Genomic DNA, 18,505 nt, shown 5'->3' with positions numbered 1-18,505 from the left:
GGCGGCATCCGGTGCCCCGCGGGCCGGGGCCGCGTCCGCGGGGGGTGCCGGCTCGCTCTCGGGCCTCGGCTCGGGCGCCGGCGGTTCCTCGGGTTCCGGCTTCGCTTCCGGAGCCCGGCCCGCCGGAGCGGCGGCCGGCGCGGGCGGCGCGCTCCGCCCCGTCTCGACGGGTGCTCGGGCACCAGGGGGTGAGTCGGCGGGGACGCCAGCATCCGATGGCCGTCCCTCCGCAGGGGTCCGCCGCGAGGGCCGGGGATTTCGGCCCCGTGCCTCCGGCGCGGGCAGCGCGGGCGCCTCGGCGGAGCCAGCCCCGCCGCCGGCCTCACCGCTCGGGGCATCGGTATCGGAAAGAACGGGGACAGCTCTCAGCGGCATTCGTGCGGCCCCGGCACGCCCTGGCTCCGGAGTGACGGGCGCCGGCCCGCTCCGCCCCGCCGCCGGCGCGCCGCCAGCCGCGCCGGCGACGTCGGAGCCGCCGGCCGGCACGGCGGGTCGAACGGGCCCGCGCAGGGCCACCAGCGCCACCGCCATGGCCACCGCCCCGGCGCCGCCCAAGCCGACCCAAAGACGCCAGCGCGCACCGCTGGCCTTGGTCTCACGTGCCGCGGGACCGTCCTTTCGGGGAACGCGAGCGGGAGCGGAGGACACCGTCGGCCGGCGATCGGGGCGGCCCGCCGCTTCCTGCCCCCGCGCTTCGCGCGGCGCGGGCCGCGATTTCGAACGCACCGGCTCCGGGGTGGGTGCGCCCGCGCCGGACTCCCCTCCGGCGGCCCGCGCGGCCCGATCGGCGGCCGCCGCCCCACGCGCCGGCGGTCCCTCTTCCGGCCTTTTCGGGAGCGTTGAGGCGGGGGTGGATGCGGGCGCTGGAGCGACCACCCCGGCGGCCGGGGCGGCCGCCCTCGTCTCGCGGGCGGTGCCGGCGGCCACCATCTCCGTTGCCTTCGAAGGATCGAACGCCGCCTCGATCCAGGAGCCGACCTGGTCCTCGTCCAGCTCGCAGAGGTCGACGGCCGGCCGGTCGAGGACGGCGGCCGTGGCCCCGGGCCCCCGAGGGGCGCCGGCACGTCGGTCGTGAGGCGGAATCTCCAGAGGCTGCATGGGTGCCGGCGGCTCCAGCAGCCTCATGACCGCGGCCAGGAGCACGCGGTCCTGCTCCGGACGCTCGAGAAAGAGCCGGGCTCCGGCGTGCTTGGCGCGAAGGTGAGCCTCCTTGCCCCGCAACCGGCGCGAGGTGAGCAGCACGGGGGGAGGCGTCGCCCCGCCCTCCTCGACGAGCGATCGACAGAACTCGAATCCAGAGCCGCCGTCGATGTCCGCATCGACCACGATCACGGCCGGCGCGAACTCGGCGATCGCCAGCCGGGCGTGCGCTGCCGAGCCGGCGGTGACCACGTCGATCCCGCGGCTTTCGAGAAACGACTGGGTCGCGCTCAGTTCGGCGGCGTCGCTGTCGACGACGAGGACAGTACCGGCCATGGCGGGGCCACCTCGGTTCCCCCTTCAGGCCCAACATGGGCCCCGGCCGGTACCCCCGGCAACAGCGACCGCAGTTCGGCTGCTGGATGGCCCGGCGGGCCGGGTGGACGCGAAGGGGCGATCCGAGGGGCCCGTGGCCGGGCTTCTGCGGATCGCCCCGATCGGGCTTTTCGCGGCCTGCTCGGGGTCAGAACATCTTCCCGACGGCCTCGGCGATCGCGTCGGCGAGCTTCTCCGGGATGACGATGTTGTCCCCCAGCGTGAACTCGCTGACGACCGGCGAGACCTGCGTGCCCGTGTCCATGCCGTTGAACGCAGCGGCGGCCTCGTTCACGTGCACGCTGCCGTCCGGATCCACGACCTGCTCGAACGCCGCGCCGAAATCCTCGTTCGTGTCCGCGAGCCCGCGCAGAAAGGTCAGGAGCCCGATGCTCGGTGCGATCCGCGCCTCCAGTTCTTCGACCTTCAGTTTCCGTCTCATCGTGACTCTCCTGTTTTGGCGGATTCCGCCGCTGGGCACCACCGCTTCCTCTTCGCCCCCGCCTCGGGCCGGGGCGCGGGGCGAGCCGTCCTCGTACGGCCGGGGGCCGCGGGAGGGAGCCGGGCCTGGGAGCGGCCTCGAGCCGGGCCACACCCCCCGCCTCGGCGGCGCGCCCGAGATCGACGCTTCCGCGGTCCGCTCACCGCCCCTGCAACGCCCGCGCCAGGAGCTCCGAACGACGTGGCTCCCTGGACCTCCCGCCGGGTCCGAACGCCCGATCGGTTGTCCGGCGAGCGCTTCCCGGCGACCGCACCGCCGGATCGGCCCGATCCCGATGGCGACCGGCTTGCGCCTCGTCGCGCTCACGCGCGGCCGGGCGCGGGCAAGTCCGCACCGGATCGAAACGCGGATTTCAACTTCGTCATCGTCCGGATGCGGCCGGAGGCCCCCGCCGGTTGTTGGCGGCGCGCGAAGTCTCCAGATTGCCAGGAGGGAGACCGGAGATGCGCCGTCGCGAAATCCTCGCCGCCTTCACCCTCCTCCTGGCTCTACCCGCACCCGCAGCGCCGGAAAGGCTTCGGGTGGACGCCGTCGATCTGGTGCCCGGGGAGGGAGAGGCGGAGGAGAAGGTGGCGCGGCTCGTGGTGACCCGCGGAGACGGGCGCACGTTCGTTCTGGAAGCGGACCCGGCGTGCGGGATGGTGACCCCGGGCGACGAGCTGCTCCTCGACTCCGAGGGAACCGCGCCGGCGCCGGGAGCGCGCGTTCGCCGGCCGGGATCCGGGGAGTCGTGCCTGGTCCAGCGGGTGGAGATCGTTCGCGTCGTTCGCGTGCGCACGAGCGAGGAGACCGGGCGGATCCGCGGCCGGGTTCCCCCGGCGGACTTGCGCCGGGCCCTGCGGGAAGCGCTCGAGGCGCTCGGCTACGCCCCCCGGCCGACGGCGGAGGGCCTCATCGACGCACTCGCCCGATACCGCGCCGACCGCTGGCACGACGTGCGGGGCAAGCCGGTGAGCTTCTCCTTCTGGGCCCTGGGCCTGGAGTACCTGGTGGAACGAGCGGGAGATCCGGAGGCCGTCCCGACTGCAGGAATCTTGTTCGACGCCGGGGACTAGCGGCGCGCGCTAGAATGCCCCCGTGCGGCGGGTCGTCATTCTCGGGGCGGGCAACGCGACGCACGCGGACGGTCGCGCCCACACGTCGCTTCTGGCGGAGAGCACGGCGGGCGAGCTCCTTCTCCTCGACGCCGGTGCGACGGTGTTGCATCGCCTGCGGCGCCGCCGCGCCTCGGCGTTCGAGCGCGAGTCCCTCTCGAGGTTGGATGCGGTCCTCGTGACGCACTTTCACGGGGACCACGTCCTGGGACTCCCGTTGATCCTGCTTCACCTCTCGATCGACCTCCGGCGTTCCCGCCCGCTGGCGATCTTCGGACCGCGCGGGATCGAAGAGCACGTTCGTCGCTTGCAGGAACTCGCTTACCCCGGCTTCACCCTCGGATTCGACCTGCGCTTCGTCACGATGACGGCTGGCCCGCACCAGCTGGGAAGCGTGACGGTGACCGGGCTTCCGGTCACGCACAAGCCGGAGAGCCTCGCCTATCGACTCACCGGTCCGGCCGGGCGGACGGTGGCCTACAGCGGGGACGCTGCCTTCGACGATCTCCTGTTCGAGGCCGTCCGCGGTGCCGATCTGGCGGTGCTCGAACTGTCCCTTCTCCAGCAGCCGGATCCGCCTTTGCCGCACGTATCGTTGGAGGAAGTGCGCCGGCGGCCCGGCGCCCTCGAGGCGCGGCGCGTCGTGTTCGTCCACACCGACGACGAACTCGCGGCGGCGGTGCGGCGCGACGGCCCGTTCGAGGCGGCGGAGGAGGGGGCGGAGATCGCCGTGTGAGCCGGGCCGGCCCCGGCCGGAGGTGCCGGCGCGCTCCGCGGCGGTAAAGGCGCGACCGGGACGCCCCCGCCGCGCCGGGGCGGAGCCCGCCGGCCGGAAGCGCCCGCGCGACCCGTTCGGAGGCGGGGCGGCGGTCTTCCCGGCCGGGCAACCGGATCGCGTCCCGCCGCCGGGGCACCACGCACTACAATGCGGCGTCCCCTCGGCGGGAAAGACGGTGCGGCCGATGAGACGCATCCCCGAACGTTCCTCACCCCCCGAACACCCCGCGCGGCGGGCCGTCCTGCGCCGCCTGGCGGCTCTGCTGGCGTGGGCGGGTCTGCCGTCCCGGCTGCGAGCCGCCCCGCCGGCCTCCGGGTCGTTACCGCGGCGAGCCCTCGGCAGGACCGGCGTCGAACTTCCCGTTCTCGGGCTGGGGGGCTTCCACGTGGGCAAGGCGCCCACCGAAAAGGACGCACGCCGGCTCGTCGAAACGGCCTTTTCGGAGGGGATCCGCTTCTTCGACAACGCCGAGAGCTATCAAAAGGGTCGTGCCGAGCGCTGGATGGGGGCGGCGCTGGAGGGAATCAGGGACCAGGTCTTCCTCATGACGAAGACCTTCGACCTGGCCAAGCGCGACGCGGAGGGCGCGAAGCGCCATCTCGAGGGTAGCCTGGAGCGGCTCCGGACGGACCACCTCGATCTGTGGCAGCTCCACAGCGTGCGGAGCGTGGCCGACGTGGAAAGGGCCTTCCGGAAGGGCGGCGCGATGGAGTACATCCTGGAACAGAAGCGGCTCGGGGTGGTGCGTTTCGTCGGGGTGACCGGTCACAAGGATCCCGAGGCGAACCTTCGGGCGCTCGCCTTCTGGGACGAGGGGTGGCGGTTCGACGTCATGCAGATGCCCCTCAATCCGATCGACTACCACCAGAAGAGCTTCCAGCGGCGCGTCCTGCCCGAACTGGTCCGGCGCGGAATCGGCGTGCTCGCGATGAAGACGAACGCGGGCGGGGCTCTCGCGTCGCGCGGCGTCTGCACCGTGGAAGAATCGTTGCGATACGTTCTGGCGCTCCCCGTCAGCGTGGTCATCTCGGGCATGGAGACGCCGGAACAGGTGAGGCGGAACGCGGCGATCGTCCGCGAGTCCGCGCCGATGAGCGAGAGCGAGCGGAGGGCCTTGCTGGAGAGGATCGCGCCCCGGGCCGGTCTCGAGCTCGAATGGTACAAGTCGTGAGAGGTGCTCCCTTCGGGGTGCGTTTTCGGCGCCGCTCCCCCATGGACGCGATTCCCGACCCGAACGCCGCGGCGGCGGGGTCTCCGGCCGCGGGAACGGGCGTCGGTGCGGTAGGCGCCGCAGGGGAGGAAGGCCCGGAGGGGGCTCGCAGCGGCGGGCGGCTTCGATGGCGCGGTGGCAGCCGCGGCAGCGGTGTGGGGGCCGCGAAACACCGGTAGTGATGCGGCGGCCTGCGGACACCGGATCGGGCCCCGCCCCGAGAAGGCGCAGCCCGGCGCGTCGTCCGTAGGGCTCAGGCGGGCCGGGCTCCGGCGCGCGCCAGCGCCAGCTCGAAGACGATCTTCTCGTGCAGGAGTTCCTCCTTGCTCGCCGGGATGTCGGTGATGATCGTCTCGAAGCCGACGCCGATGTAGCGGGCGAGAATCTCGGCCACCTGCCGGTAGCTTCCGACCAGGTAGGGGCAGAAGGTCTTATAGTTCTTGAAGGGAACGAGCCAGTACGGATAGCTGCCCGGCTCGTCCGCCTCCAGCCGCGCGAGGCGCTCGTGCCAGACGGAGTCGGACGTCTTCGAGGCGAGCTGGTGCGTGAGTTGTCCCTTCCGGTCGCTCGGGAACCGCGCCTGGGCGATCCGCCACGCGTCTTCCTCGTACTCCCGGGCGATGATCCCCACTCGGAGGCCGAACCGGACTCCGCGCTCGAGCGGATTCTGCTCGTAGAACTCGACGGGCTCCGGGTAACGGACAGCCACGGCCCCCAGGGCGCGCGCCGCCGCCATGCCCGCCTCGGAGGAACCGGACAGCAACAGGCGGGGCATCAGATCCGGATCGAGCGGAGGATGGAGCCGAAGACGGCGGATCCGGTAGTAACGACCCTCGAAGTCGACGGCCCTGTCGCGGTTCCGGAGGAGTTCGAGCACGATACGGGTGTACTCGGTGAGCCGAGCGTAGCGCTCGTCGTGCGGCGTTGTGTCACCGAGAGAAAGGAGATCGTTCCGGAAGGCACCGGCGACCATGTTCAGCGCGACGCGCCGCCCGTACAGGAGTGCCAGCGTGGATACTTTCTTGGCGCACCAGTAGGGGTGCATGTAGATCGGCTGCTGGGCGATCAGCGGCACCAGCCGGGTCGTGTTCTCCAACACGAGCTGCGCCACCGACCAGTTGTCGACGAGCGAGTGATCGATGTAGATCAGGCTCCCGGTGAACCCGCATTCCTCGCTCCAGCGGGCCACTTCGATGACCTTTTCGGCATAGCTCCGGTCGTCTTCCGGGTAGAACCCGGGACGCGTGGGCAAGGCGGGATTCGTCGTCCCGGGACAGGTCGAGTAGATCTCGATCGCTCTGGTCGATGAAGGTTCGTTCATGATGCGGCTCGCTGCCCGCCGGCTCGCCGGGCCTGACATGGGTCAAGATACGGGACGGGCGGCCTTCGCGCGGCCGGTTTCTGCAAGCCGCTAATTTCTAGTGGGTTACGCCTCGTTTCGCCCCTCGGCGATGGCGGTGGGTGGGCCGCTCCCCGAAGCGGAATCGTCCCGTCCGGTCAGGGGCGGCGATCGCGGAGCGGGCCGGCAGCCCCCGGCTCCGCCGAGATCCCGCCTCGGGTCGGCGCGTGGATCGCCGTCGATAACGTCCGCGGAGTCAGCGCCCGGCACGGGGGCCTTCCGGCCCCGGGTGTCCCCCGGCCAGATAGCGCAGGATCTCCTCGAGTTCTCCGGGCCTCCACTCGATCGTCACCGCCTCGAGACGGTCGCCACAATGCCCGCAGTGGAGAGGGGCCCCCTCCACCAGGGCCTCCCGGACCACGCCCCAGGACGTCGCGAACCTCCTTCGGCACCCGTCGCAACGAACGCGGGCGGCGCGCGCCGGCGACGGTGGCACGGGAGAGGACTTCGCCGGGCCGGCGAGCCTCCGGCGCAGCCATGCAAGGTGGCGGAGGAACGCGGCGGCCTCGTTCCCGAGCCGGGCCCAGGCGACCCGGCCCGTGCCGGCCGTGGTCCCTGGACGTAGCCACCTGTCCAGAACGCGGTCTTCGCCTCCCGCCTCCGGGCGCGGAGCCGGGCGATCGGTTCCGGCTCGTCCGTTCGCGTTCATGCCGAGCGCTCCCCGTGCCCGTGGGACATGCGAAGCCCGTGCCGCGCGGCCCGCGGATGCCTGCGAACGGCCACACCCCGCTGCGGGCCCGCCCGGAAACGCCCCGGGAAACCGTCTCGGGGGAGCGGTTCCGATCCTGTCACGCGCGGCCCTCGCCTCCATTGCGCGGCGCCGGCCATCGGTTCGTTGCGAAGCCCTCCGGCGGCGCACGGCGGCTCGACACGAGCCGGACCCCCGGGCCCCAGCTCTTCGCCGGGGGCGTTCAAGCGTTCCCGAGACCTCGCGCCGGTAGGAACGGTCCGCGGCCGCCGGTCTTCCATCTCACCGCCGCCGTCCCGAGGCCGAGATAGGCGATGGCAACCGCCACGGCGCGGGCGAGGCGCCACGGCCAATCGGCGTACAGAACGGGAGCGCCCCCGACCGCGGGAGAGAGGAGCGGCCGTGCGAAGAGGAGGCCGCCGATGATCCGGACAGGAGCGGATGGCCACCCCGCGACGTCGGCGAGAAAGTCGAACACCAAGGCGAGGAGCAACAGTCCCAGACAGGCCGCCACGTTCAGCCACCCCGCAAGGACGCCGCCCAAGGCGAGGCAGAGCGCGACGAGCGGAAGATACCGCACCGGCGCGGCGAGGATCCCGATGGCCAGCGAGCCGGCGGGAGCCGCCGTGCCCGCGCCCAGGGCGGCCCCCAGGAGCACCCCCATCGTCCAGGCCAGGCCGAGGAAGACGGCGATCCAGAAGCACGACACGGTGACGAAGAAGGTCCCGGGAGGCACGCCGGCGGTGCGGAGCAGAGCCCAGCGCCCGGTTCTCGCCTCGCGCGACACCGCTTCCCCGGTGAGGTAGAAGGCGGTCACGAACGCCCAACCGTCGAGCGCCTTGAACAGTCCCTCCAGGCGCGTTTCCGGGGCCGCGAACAGGTAGCCGAGCCACACGGGCGCGAACAAGAGAAGCAGAACCAGCAACGCGACCAGGTGCCGCCGATTTCGGAGATGGTCCTCCGCCAGCAGGCGCGCCGTCGCGGCCATCCGAAGGGCCTGCTCGGCGAATCTCCGCTCGGCGTCACGCACGGCCGACCTCATGGTAGGTTCGCTCGAGTCCGGTCAACCGCGGTTCGATCCGCTGGACCTCGAGTCCTTCCCGCACGAGGGGATTGAGAACGCCCGCCAGCCCGCCGGCCACCCGGCCGTCGACGATCAGCGAGACGACTCCCGGTGCCACCGCACGGATTTCGCGGATCGCCGTCGGACCGAGGATGCGGAGCGCCGTGGCCTCGCTGCAGCGCAGCACCACCCGGATCTCGTCGCAGGCCGCCAGATCGTCCTTGCTGCTCTCGTGCCGGATCCTGCCCTGGCGAAGGAACAGGAACCAGTCCCCGAGGCGATCGAGTTCGAGGAGCCGGTGGGAGCTGACGACGATCGTTTTCCCGGCTGCAGCGAAGCGCTCGATGCGCCGCATCCATCGCGCCGCCGTCTCCGCGTCGAGCGATGCGAACGGCTCGTCGAGCAGCAGGATGTCCCAATCCCCGATCACCGCCATCGCCAGGGCCGCTTGCCGGCGCTGGCCCGCCGATAGCCGCGGCAGCGGGCGGTTCAGCCACGGGGCCATCCCGTCCTCGTGGACGATGCGGTCGAGGCGGGCGAGTTGGTCGGGATCCGCCGCGCGGAGCCGGGACAGGGTCCGTATCCAGATCGACGCGGGCAGATTGGACTGCGGAGGCAGGAAGTCGAAGGCGGCGGCGACCCGCCGCCTCCGGAGAGCCGACTCGAGCGGCTCCCCCCCGATCTCCACGCTTCCCTCGTCCGGCCTGAGGAGACCCGCGAGCAGGCCGAGGAACGTCGTCTTCCCGGAGCCGTTGGGTCCCACGAGAGCGGTCACCTGCCCCGCACGCAGGTGGAGGTTCGGCACGTCGAGCGTGAACCCCCCGCGATACCGGTACTTCAAGCCCCGCACCCGGATCATGGAGGGACCCTCCTCTCCGGAATCGGGAAAACGCTTCATTCTAGCTCACTCACCGCAGCTTCGGCGTGAGATCGTTGATCTCCTGGAGCACGCAGAGCTCGGAGCCGACCAGGTAGCAGGTCCAGATCGTGGCGCAGGCCCACCACGGGTCGCCGTGGCAGCAGTGGCAGCCCCCCTCCCAGCATCCCCGGCAGGCCCTGCACGTGTCCTCGAGGCACCCGAGGTATCGTCCGACGGGACTTCCGCCGTGCGTGTCCATCGTGAGTCCCCTCAGTGCGGACCGGAGGGCCAGCACCCGGAAATCTCCGGGCGCGGCCTCGGCGGCGATCCATTCCACCGCCTGGAGCACCGCGGACGCCGTCCGGCCGCTCACGAGGAGAAGGTAAGCCCCGAGATCCCCTTCGGTCAGGCGGACGGTGAGCGTTCCCGCGGGCGTTTCGTCGACCTCCGCCGAGAGGCGGAGATCGCCCCACGATCTCGTCGAGACCACACGGTGTGGCCAACGGGACTCGGCCGCCCAGACAAAGGGGTCTTCGTCGAGGCGGCCCGCGAACCTCAGGCCGCTCCGGGTGATCGTCAGCACCGCCTCCAGGAGCACGCGATCTCCCTCTCGAAGAAGCGCGCGCTCGACGGCCTCGTCTTTCGAACTCCTGTCCACCGAGAGCCCCAGGCTGATCGGCCGGCCGGCGATCTGGCAGGTATAAGTGGTTTCGCTGTCCCTGTCGGTCCGGATGCAGGCGAGCAGGGCGGTGGGAGTGCCGAGCGACGCGAGGCAAAGCCCGATCGCGCCGGCGCGGATGGCCCTCCGCGCCGCAAGGATTCGATCGTTCATGCAACCTCCCTTCCCGCGCCGCGGCAACGCCGCGGTACCGACGGAGGCTGCGTCGACGCGGGTCCGCCGGAGTCTTGCGTTCAACCTCATCTGAACGCAGCGAAGCCGCCGGAGCAAGAGCGCCGGCGGCTTCGGGCGATCCGGGTTTGCGCGGTTGGGAGCGCGGCGGATGCCGCCCGGGGGCGGCTCAGGTGCGCTCGAGTTCCATGTCGAGTCGCAGGCCGGCCGCGAACCGCTCGAGCATCTCGACACCGCTCCGCTCGGCGGTCTCCAGCCATTCCTCGATCGCAGCCCGCCCGTCGGCGGCGCCTCGCGACGCGCGCTTCCACGCGTCGACGAGCCGGCGCCTGGCGGCGAGCATGGCGCGCACCGCCGGTCCGACCTCTTCTGCCCGTTCCAGGCGCTCGGCTGTCGGGGCCGGTCCCAGCGGGTTGCGCTGGAGTTCTTCCTGGCACCGGGCCAGCATGGCGCGTACCGCTCCCTCGGCCCGGGAGAGCTCCTCGCGGAGCGCCGGCAGCAGCACCTCGGCCGCGTAGCGCTTCGCGGCGGCAGCGGCGCCGTCGGGCGCCGGCGCGGGCCGTGCCTGCCGGGGACGCCGGAGGCGGGCGAGTCCGAGGCGCTCGAGGGCCAGGAGGTAGATCCAGGCGATGTCCAGCTCGAACCACCTGTGCGACAGGCGTGCGGAGCCCGGGCGGGCGTGGTGGTTGTTGTGGAGCTCTTCACCGCCCATGATCACTCCCCACGGAACGATGTTCGAGGAGTCGTCGCGGGTGTCGAAGTTCCGGTAGCCGATGCGGTGGCCGATCCCGTTGATCACGCCCGCAGCCCAGAACGGAATCCAGATCATCTGAACGATCCAGATCAAGGCGCCCGCCGCGCCGAACAGCGCCAGGTCCACGGCGGCCATCAACACGATGCCGAGCATCGGATGGGCGGCGTAAACCCTCCGCTCCATCGCGTCGTCGGGAGTTCCCTTGCCATAGGTCGCGAGCGTCTCGGGGTCGGCAGCGGCCGCACGGTACAGGCCGACGCCGCCGAAGACGACCTTCCACAGCCCCTTGACGCGCGGGCTGTGCGGATCGTCCGCGGTCTCCACCTTCGCGTGGTGCTTGCGGTGGACGGCCACCCACTCCTTCGTCCGGAGCCCGGTGGTGAGCCAAAGCCAGAAGCGCAGCGCGTGCTCGACGGCCGGGTGCAGCGTCACCGAGCGGTGCGCCTGGGCGCGGTGGAGGAAGATCGTCACCGCGACGACCGTCATGTGGGTCATCGCGAGGGCCACCAGGACGTATCCCCACCAAGGGAGGGGAAGAAGTCCCTGGAACAACGGATTCGAAAGCATCTTGCTCATCCTCGGTCTTTTCGTGTCGCCCCGCGAGTCAGGGCCGGCGTTGTGGGCCCCCGCGGGTCGAAACGATCCTGGCATGGCTATGTCATGGTCGTGACACGGCCCCGGGGCCGCTCGCCGGCGGCCTTCGGGAGGGGGTATTCTCCCGCCAGCGGGGCCCCCGGCATCCGGAAGGTCCCGCGGGGCCCCGAGCGGAGGCGGCATGGCCGAGCGCACGGCGCTGATCACCGGGATCACGGGGCAGGACGGCAGCTACCTGGCGGAGTTCCTGCTCGCCCGCGGGTACCGCGTGCACGGGCTGGTCCGGCGCTCGAGCACCTTCAGCACGGACCGCATCGAGCATCTCTACCAGGATCCCCACGAGCCCGATGCCCGCCTGCGCCTTCACTATGCCGACCTCGGCGATCCCGATTCGCTCAGGCACGTGATCGCATTCTGCGATCCCGACGAGGTCTACAACCTGGGGGCGCAATCGCATGTCCGAGTCAGCTTCGACCTTCCGCTGTACACCGCCGATATCGTCGGGCTCGGCACGCTGCGCTTGCTCGAGGCGGTGCGCGAGCACGAGAGGCGGACGGGACGGCGCGTGCGTTTCTTTCAGGCGTCCTCGTCCGAGATGTTCGGGAACGCTCCCGAGTTCCCGCAGCGCGAGACGACGCCCATGCGTCCGCGGAGTCCGTACGGCGCCGCGAAACTGTTCGCCCACAACCTGGTGGTGAACTATCGCGAAGCGTACGGGATGCACGCCTCGTGCGGGATCCTGTTCAATCACGAATCGCCGCGTCGGGGCGAGACCTTCGTCACTCGCAAGATCACGCGCGCCGTCGGGCGGATCAAGGCCGGTCTCCAGGACAAGCTCTACCTGGGTAACCTCGAGGCCCGGCGCGACTGGGGCTTTGCGGGCGACTACGTCGAGGCGATGTGGCTCATGCTCCAGCGCGAAGAGCCCGGGGACTACGTCGTCGCCACCGGGGAGACGCACTCGGTGAGGGAGTTCGTCGAGGAGGCGTTCGGGCTGGCGGGCCTGGACTGGAGGGACCACGTGGAGACCGACCCCAGGTACCTCCGGCCGACCGAAATCGACGCTCTCTGCGGCGACGCCTCCAAGGCCCGGCGTGAGCTGGGCTGGTCGCCGAAGGTGGGTTTCCGGGAGCTCGTGCGGATGATGGTGGAATCGGACCTCGAGCTGGCGAGAAGAGAACGGCTGTTGCGCGACGCGGGGGCCGGTCCGGGCGAAGGCGCCCGCGGCGCCGGACCGGCGTCCCGGCCTGCCGACCGGTGGGTCGGGGAGGAACGTCCGTGAAGCTCGACTGGAGGAGAACGAGGGTCACTGTCACGGGCGGCGCAGGATTTCTCGGCCGGGCCGTCTGCCGGCTGCTGGCGGCGCGCGGCGGCCAGCCGTTCGTCCCCCGGCGCCGCGACTTCGATCTCACCAGGGAGCAGGACGTCGAGCGGCTCTTCGAGGTGGCCCGTCCCGAGGTCGTGATCCACCTGGCCGCGGAGGTGGGCGGCATCGGCGCGAACCGCGCCCACCCAGGTCGCTTCTTCTACGCCAACCTGGCGATGGGTCTTCATCTCATCGAGCACGCCAGAAAGCGGGGTATCCGGAAATTCGTGCAGGTCGGCACCGTATGCTCCTACCCGAAGCACACGCCGGTACCGTTCCGGGAGGAGGACCTGTGGAACGGATTCCCCGAGGAAACCAACGCCCCCTACGGGATCGCCAAGAGGGCATTGATCGTGATGCTGGATGCCTACCGGCGGGAATACGGGCTGCGAAGCGCCGTGGTTCTTCCGGTCAACTTGTACGGTCCCGGTGACAACTTCGACCTGGAGACGTCGCACGTGATACCGGCCTTGATCCGCAAGATGAGCGCCGCGGCGGACGCGCGAGCGGACGAGGTCGTCTGCTGGGGAACGGGGGAGGCGTCGCGGGAGTTCCTCTACGTGGACGACGCGGCGGAGGGGATTCTCGCCGCGGCTGAGACGATGGAGGATCCGGTTCCGATCAACCTGGGAACCGGCGAGGAGATCACGATCCGGCGACTCGCAGAGACGATAGCGCGGCTGGTGGGCTACCGCGGGCGGCTCCGGTGGGATCCGTCGAAGCCCGACGGCCAGCCTCGCCGCTGCCTGGACGTGACCCGGGCCCGACGCCTGCTGGGCTGGTCGGCGCGCACACCGCTCGAGGAAGGGCTCGAGCGGACGATCGCGTGGTTCCGCTCGCAGGGTGCCGTCCGGGAGGTCCGGTACGACTGAGTCGGTCCCTTCCTCCGGAGCGGGCGGCCGCGAACCGCGATAGAATCGCGCGCCCTGTCGACGTCGCGCCCCGCGGCGGGATGGAGGGCTCGGTCCATGTGGCGTTCCCGCTTCCGTCTTTCGGCCGGTGTCTTGGTTTTCCTTCTGGCGGTGACGGCCGCCGCCGCCCAGACGAAGCTCCTCAGGTTTCCCGACATCCACGGGAACCGGATCGTGTTCACCTACGCCGGTGATCTCTGGTCGGCGCCGGTGGAGGGAGGCACCGCGGTCCGCCTGACCAGCCACCCCGGGCTGGAACTGTTCGCCCGCTTCTCGCCCGATGGGAAGTGGATCGCGTTCACGGGCCAGTACGACGGCGACGAACAGGTCTACGTGATGCCGGCCGGCGGAGGAGTGCCGAAGCAGCTCACGTTCTACCCTGCACGTGGCCCCCTCCCGCCCCGCTGGGGCTACGACAACCAGGTCTACGGCTGGACCCCGGACGGGAGCCGCATCCTCTTCAGGTCGCTGCGGGACTCCTATGGGCTGACGGACAGCCGCCTGTACACGGTGAGCCCGAAGGGCGGGCTTCCGGAGGCGCTTCCGCTTCCTTACGCGGGTTGCGCCGACCTGTCGCCGGACGGCCGGCGCGTCGTCTACTCTCCGCTGGTGCGCGATTTCCGCACCTGGAAGCGCTACGAGGGCGGCTGGGCCCAGGAGCTGTACATCTTCGACCTCGATACCTATGAGATCGAGCGCATCACACGCCATCCCCGGTCCGACCGCGATCCGATGTGGATCGGCAATGCGATCTACTTCACGTCCGACCGGAGCGGCAAGAACAACATCTACCGCTTCGATCTGGAAACGCGGGAGATCGAGCCGATCACCAGGTTCGAGACGTGGGATGTTCGGTGGCCGGCAACCGATGGCGAGCGCCGGATCGTGTTCGAGCTGAACGGCGAACTCCACGTGCTCGACGTCGAGACGCGGGAGGAGCACAAGGTCCCGATCACGGTCCCCCACGACGGCGTGTGGATGCGCCCGGGGTACGTCGACGCTTCCCGCAACATCGAGGACTATTCGCTCAGCCCCAAGGGGCGCCGGGTGCTGTTCGTGGCGCGGGGAGAGGTGCTCTCGACGCCGGTCGAGCACGGCCGGACCATCGATCTGACGCGGTCGCCTGGGGCCCACGACCGCTCCGCACGCTATTCGCCGGACGGCAAACGGGTGGCGTTCATCTCCGACCGCGACGGGGAGGACCAGCTCTACGTGATGCCGGCGTCGGGCGAGGGACATCCGGTCAAGCTCACCGAGGAGCACCGTGCCTATCTGGAGGGGATCGTCTGGTCGCCGGACGGCAAGAGGATCGCCTATCACGACCAGGCAGGCCGCCTCTACGTTTACGAGTTCGACTCGCACCGGGTGCGCCTTGTCGCCGACGACCCGCAGCCCTTCGGTCTCGATCCCGACTGGTCGCCGGACGGGCGTTTCCTCGCCTACAGCCTGGGCGAGACGAACGACCGCCGCTCCCTGTTCATCTGGGAGGCCGAGACCGGGAGGTCGCACCGCGTCACGAGCCGGCTCTTCAACGAGAGGAACCCCGTCTGGGGACCCGAGGGCAAGTACCTCTTCTTCCTCGCCGATCGCGACTTCGCTCCGCAACTCGGCTCGATCGAGTGGAACTACGTTCTCGACCGCGAGACGGGGGTCTTCGCCCTGGCGCTGGCAAAGGACACGCCGAGCCCTGTGCCGCCGAGGATCGACGAGGTCGAGTCGGCACTGCCCCCCGAGGAAGAAGAGAAGGCCGGCGCGGCGGACAAGAAGAAGAAGGAAGGAGAGAAGAAAGGGCTTCCGGAGGTCCGCGTCGACTTCGACGGCCTCGCCGACCGCGTTGTCCGAATCCCGATCGAGGCCGGCAACATCGACGGCCTGTCGGCCGTCGAGGGAGGACTCCTGTACGTCACGTCGGGCGCCGACTACTATGGCCGCGAAACCGACGTGCCGCCGACCCTCGAGTATTTCGATCTCGAGAAGAGGAAGGCTTCCAAGCTCCTGTCGGGGGTCAAGGGCTACGCGCTCTCGGCGGACCGCCGGAAGGTCCTGGTGAGAGACGACTCCGGTTTTCATGTCTTCGACGCCGATCCCAATGGCCCTGAAAAGGCCAAGGATGTCTCGACGTCCGGCCTGAAGGTGTGGAGGGTCCCGGCTCTCGAGTGGCGTCAGATCTTCAACGAGGTCTGGCGGCGGTACCGCGACTTCTTCTACGTGGAGAACATGCACGGCTATGACTGGGAGGCACTGCGGGAGCAGTACCGCCCGTGGCTCGATCACGTGGCGCACCGCTCCGATCTCAACTATGTGATCGGTGAGATGATCGCGGAACTGAACGTGGGGCACGCCTACGTGGCGGGCGGCGATCTCGGCCTGCCACAGCGCCCGTCGGTCGCCCTTCCCGGCGCCCGCTTCGCGCTGGACGCCGAGGCCGGACGCTACCGGATCGTGAAGATCTTCCGGGGCCAGAACGAGGAGCCCAAGTACCGCTCCCCGCTGACGGAGGTCGGTGTTGACGTTCGGGAAGGCGACTACGTGCTCGCGATCGACGGGGAGGAGTTGACGGCGGACGAGAACCCCTACCGGGTGCTGCGCAATCGTGCGGGTGGCCCCGTCGTGCTCACCGTGAACGAGAAGCCGACGTTCGAAGGGGCGAGGAAGGCGGTGTACCGGCCGATTCGGTCGGAGGCCTCTCTCATCTATCTCGAATGGGTCACCCGAAACCGGGAGCGTGTCGCCGAGCTCAGCGGGGGGCGCGTCGGCTACCTGCACCTTCCCGACATGGGCGCCAGCGGCATCCAGGAGTTCATCAAGTGGTACTACCCGCAGCTCGACAAGGACGGGCTCGTGATCGACGTCAGGGGTAACGGCGGAGGCAACGTCTCCCAGATGATCATCGACAGGCTCAGCCGAAAGCTGCTGATGATCGACTACGAGCGGAACCGCGATTACTGGGATCCGTACCCGACGGGAGTGTTCCCTGGCCGGCTGGTCTGCTTGATCGACGAGGACACGGCGTCGGACGGCGATCAGTTCGCCTACGTGTTCCGCGCCGCGGGACTCGGTCCGCTGATCGGAAAGCGCACCTGGGGCGGCGTCGTCGGCATCTACGGCCGGGCGCCGCTGATGGACGGCGGAACGATCTACGTTCCGGAAGCGGGCACGGCCGACGCGGAAGGGCACTGGGTGATCGAGGGGCACGGCGTCGATCCCGACATCGAGGTGGAGAACGATCCCAAATCGCTGATCGAAGGGCGGGACCCGCAGCTCGAGCGAGCCGTTCAGGAGGTGATGCGAGCGATCGAGGCCCACCCGGTGGTCCGACCTCCGAGGCCGGAGGCTCCGGTGAAGACACCCTGACGCGGCCGCGCTCGCCCCGGAGGGCCGGCTGACCTAGCTTTTTCCCCGGCGGCCCGTTCGGCCGCCGGGGAGGAGCCATACTCGTCGTCCCGATCGACATCGAGCAGGACTCGGTCCGGCGCGTGCCCTGGATCACGTTCGGTCTGATGGCGGCCTGCGCTGCGGCGTTCGCCGTCACCGAGCTGGTGCCGCCGGTGTCCGAAGCGGATGTCGCCCGGGCCTTCGGTGAGGCGATCCGCTTCTATCAGCAGCACCCCTACCTCGAGCTGCCGGAGGAGTTCGCAACCATCGTCTTCGAGGACGTTCGGGAGCGCGATCGGGAACCCCTTCGGGAAGTGCTGAAGGAGCTGGGGCGCCAGGCGAGGGAGCGGGGAACCGATATCGCCGCGGAGCAGCGCCGGCTCGAGGAACTCTGCGGCAAGGCGCTCGAGCTGCGGCGCAACCATCCGCTCCGTCGCTATGGGCTGCGGCCGGCGCGGCGCTCCGCCACCGCTTTCGTCACCCACATGTTCCTGCACGTCGGATGGCTGCATCTCCTGGGAAACATGCTCATCCTCTACTTCGTCGGTCCCTTCGTCGAGGACCGCCTGGGGCGGCCGCTTTTCACCGCCTTGTATCTCGGAGCGGGCCTCGTGGCTGCCGCGGCGCACGTGGCCACCCACCCGGGCTCCGATGTGCCCCTCGTGGGAGCTTCGGGTGCCATCGCCGGTGTGATGGGCGCTTTCATGGTCCGCTTCACCAGGATGCGGGTTCGCTTCTTTTACCTGTTCGGCCTGTGGGCCCGGGGCACCTTCTGGGCCCCGGCCTGGACGATGCTGGGACTCTGGCTGGGGCAGCAGCTCTTCATGGCGTCGCTGACGGGCGCCGGCTCGACGGACGGCGTCGCATACTGGGCACACGTCGGAGGGTTCGCGGCCGGCGCCGCGGCGGCCTTCGCGATCAAGCGTTTCGGCATCGAGGAGCGGTACGTCGAGCCCGGCATCCGGCGGCGGATCGAGCGGACCGTCCACGCCAACCCGGAGCTGGAGCTCGCGCTCGCCGCCGAAGAGGCCGGCCGTCTCGACGAGGCGTGGGACCGGCTGCGCCGGCTGGCGATCCGCCGGCCGGACGATCGCGATGCCGCCCTGGCGCTGTGGCGCCTGGCGTGCGCCCGGGACCGGGTTCCCGAAGCGGTTCCGGCGATGCTCCGCGCGATCGACCGGGCGTCTCGGGAAGGCGAGACCGACGTGGTGCGCGAGCAGTGGATGGAACTGGTGCGCTACATCCCCGAGCCTCCCGCGGATCCGGGATTGCTGCTCAGGGTGGCGCGCGCTCTGGCCGAAGGTGGAGAGGGCGCCGCGGCCCGCGCCGCCATCGAGTCGGCGCTCCAGGCGGCGGAAAAGGGGCTCACCGCGCCCATGGCCGTCAAGGCGGCGCGCCTGTCCGCCACGCTCGACCCGGCGCTCGCCGAGCGGGCCGCGCGGCTCGCCCTCCGGCTCCCGGGACTTCAGCCCGGCGACGTCGATGAGGTCCGGCGTCTGCTCGAGCGGCTCGCGCGCGAGCGCGGCGTGGCGCCCGCGCGCTGAATC

Annotated in this window: 15 protein-coding genes; 7 read left to right on the top strand and 8 right to left on the bottom strand. The window is 70.6% G+C overall.

Annotation, left to right across the window (positions count from 1 at the left end; translation table 11 throughout):
* Window positions 1-1,476 (bottom strand): response regulator (locus D6718_07715; GenBank protein ID RMG45430.1); only part of this gene is annotated, 1,476 nt, incomplete at its 3' end.
* 187 nt (window positions 1,477-1,663) lie between these two features.
* Window positions 1,664-1,957: a hypothetical protein gene (locus tag D6718_07710; GenBank protein RMG45429.1), complete on the bottom strand. Its 294-nt coding sequence runs from the start codon at window positions 1,955-1,957 to the stop codon at window positions 1,664-1,666.
* Between the two features lie 503 nt (window positions 1,958-2,460).
* Between D6718_07710 and D6718_07705 the strand changes: the two genes are divergently transcribed.
* The 3 genes from D6718_07705 to D6718_07695 all read left to right on the top strand — a co-directional run bounded on the left by D6718_07705 (window position 2,461) and on the right by D6718_07695 (window position 5,060).
* Complete coding sequence (locus tag D6718_07705; protein ID RMG45428.1) at window positions 2,461-3,072, top strand: hypothetical protein; 612 nt, start codon at window positions 2,461-2,463, stop codon at window positions 3,070-3,072.
* Between the two features lie 22 nt (window positions 3,073-3,094).
* The gene (locus D6718_07700; protein ID RMG45427.1) at window positions 3,095-3,847 is read left to right on the top strand and encodes an MBL fold metallo-hydrolase; all 753 of its coding nucleotides are present in this window, start codon (window positions 3,095-3,097) and stop codon (window positions 3,845-3,847) included.
* A 217-nt stretch (window positions 3,848-4,064) separates the two neighbouring features.
* Window positions 4,065-5,060, top strand: a complete 996-nt coding sequence (locus D6718_07695) for an aldo/keto reductase (GenBank protein ID RMG45426.1) — start codon at window positions 4,065-4,067, stop codon at window positions 5,058-5,060.
* 292 nt (window positions 5,061-5,352) lie between these two features.
* On the opposite strand, the gene D6718_07690 is transcribed toward D6718_07695, so the two are convergent.
* The 6 genes from D6718_07690 to D6718_07665 all read right to left on the bottom strand — a co-directional run bounded on the left by D6718_07690 (window position 5,353) and on the right by D6718_07665 (window position 11,264).
* On the bottom strand, window positions 5,353-6,420 hold the full coding sequence (locus D6718_07690; GenBank protein ID RMG45425.1) for an LLM class flavin-dependent oxidoreductase: 1,068 nt from the start codon (window positions 6,418-6,420) through the stop codon (window positions 5,353-5,355).
* 274 nt (window positions 6,421-6,694) lie between these two features.
* On the bottom strand, window positions 6,695-7,147 hold the full coding sequence (locus D6718_07685; protein ID RMG45424.1) for a hypothetical protein: 453 nt from the start codon (window positions 7,145-7,147) through the stop codon (window positions 6,695-6,697).
* Between the two features lie 262 nt (window positions 7,148-7,409).
* Window positions 7,410-8,228 (bottom strand): hypothetical protein, encoded by an 819-nt coding sequence (locus D6718_07680; protein ID RMG45423.1) that lies wholly within the window; start codon window positions 8,226-8,228, stop codon window positions 7,410-7,412.
* The gene (locus tag D6718_07675; protein ID RMG45422.1) at window positions 8,209-9,147 is read right to left on the bottom strand and encodes an ABC transporter ATP-binding protein; all 939 of its coding nucleotides are present in this window, start codon (window positions 9,145-9,147) and stop codon (window positions 8,209-8,211) included. Before D6718_07675 ends, D6718_07680 begins: the two co-directional genes overlap by 20 nt.
* 10 nt (window positions 9,148-9,157) lie before the next feature.
* Window positions 9,158-9,940, bottom strand: coding sequence for a hypothetical protein (locus D6718_07670; GenBank protein RMG45421.1), 783 nt, complete (start codon window positions 9,938-9,940; stop codon window positions 9,158-9,160).
* Window positions 9,941-10,127: 187 nt separating this feature from the next.
* On the bottom strand, window positions 10,128-11,264 hold the full coding sequence (locus D6718_07665) for an acyl-CoA desaturase (GenBank protein RMG45434.1): 1,137 nt from the start codon (window positions 11,262-11,264) through the stop codon (window positions 10,128-10,130).
* Between the two features lie 223 nt (window positions 11,265-11,487).
* On the opposite strand from D6718_07665, the gene gmd reads away from it, so the two are divergent.
* From gmd to D6718_07645, 4 genes are all read left to right on the top strand, one after another.
* The gene (gene gmd, locus D6718_07660) at window positions 11,488-12,588 is read left to right on the top strand and encodes a GDP-mannose 4,6-dehydratase (protein RMG45420.1); all 1,101 of its coding nucleotides are present in this window, start codon (window positions 11,488-11,490) and stop codon (window positions 12,586-12,588) included.
* The gene (locus D6718_07655; GenBank protein RMG45419.1) at window positions 12,585-13,544 is read left to right on the top strand and encodes a GDP-L-fucose synthase; all 960 of its coding nucleotides are present in this window, start codon (window positions 12,585-12,587) and stop codon (window positions 13,542-13,544) included. The genes gmd and D6718_07655 overlap by 4 nt, the downstream gene beginning before the upstream one ends.
* Before the next feature lie 96 nt (window positions 13,545-13,640).
* Window positions 13,641-16,937 carry a peptidase S41 gene (locus D6718_07650; GenBank protein RMG45418.1) on the top strand — a complete coding sequence of 1,099 codons (3,297 nt, stop codon included), beginning with the start codon at window positions 13,641-13,643 and terminating at the stop codon, window positions 16,935-16,937.
* 122 nt (window positions 16,938-17,059) lie between these two features.
* Window positions 17,060-18,502, top strand: coding sequence for a rhomboid family intramembrane serine protease (locus D6718_07645; protein RMG45417.1), 1,443 nt, complete (start codon window positions 17,060-17,062; stop codon window positions 18,500-18,502).
* The last annotated feature ends 3 nt before the right edge of the window (window positions 18,503-18,505 follow it).

Source organism: Acidobacteriota bacterium (genome assembly GCA_003696075.1).
Lineage (GTDB): Bacteria > Acidobacteriota > Polarisedimenticolia > J045 > J045 > J045.
The sequence above is the reverse complement of the archived record's forward strand: the minus strand, read 5'-3'. Positions and strand labels throughout refer to the sequence as shown.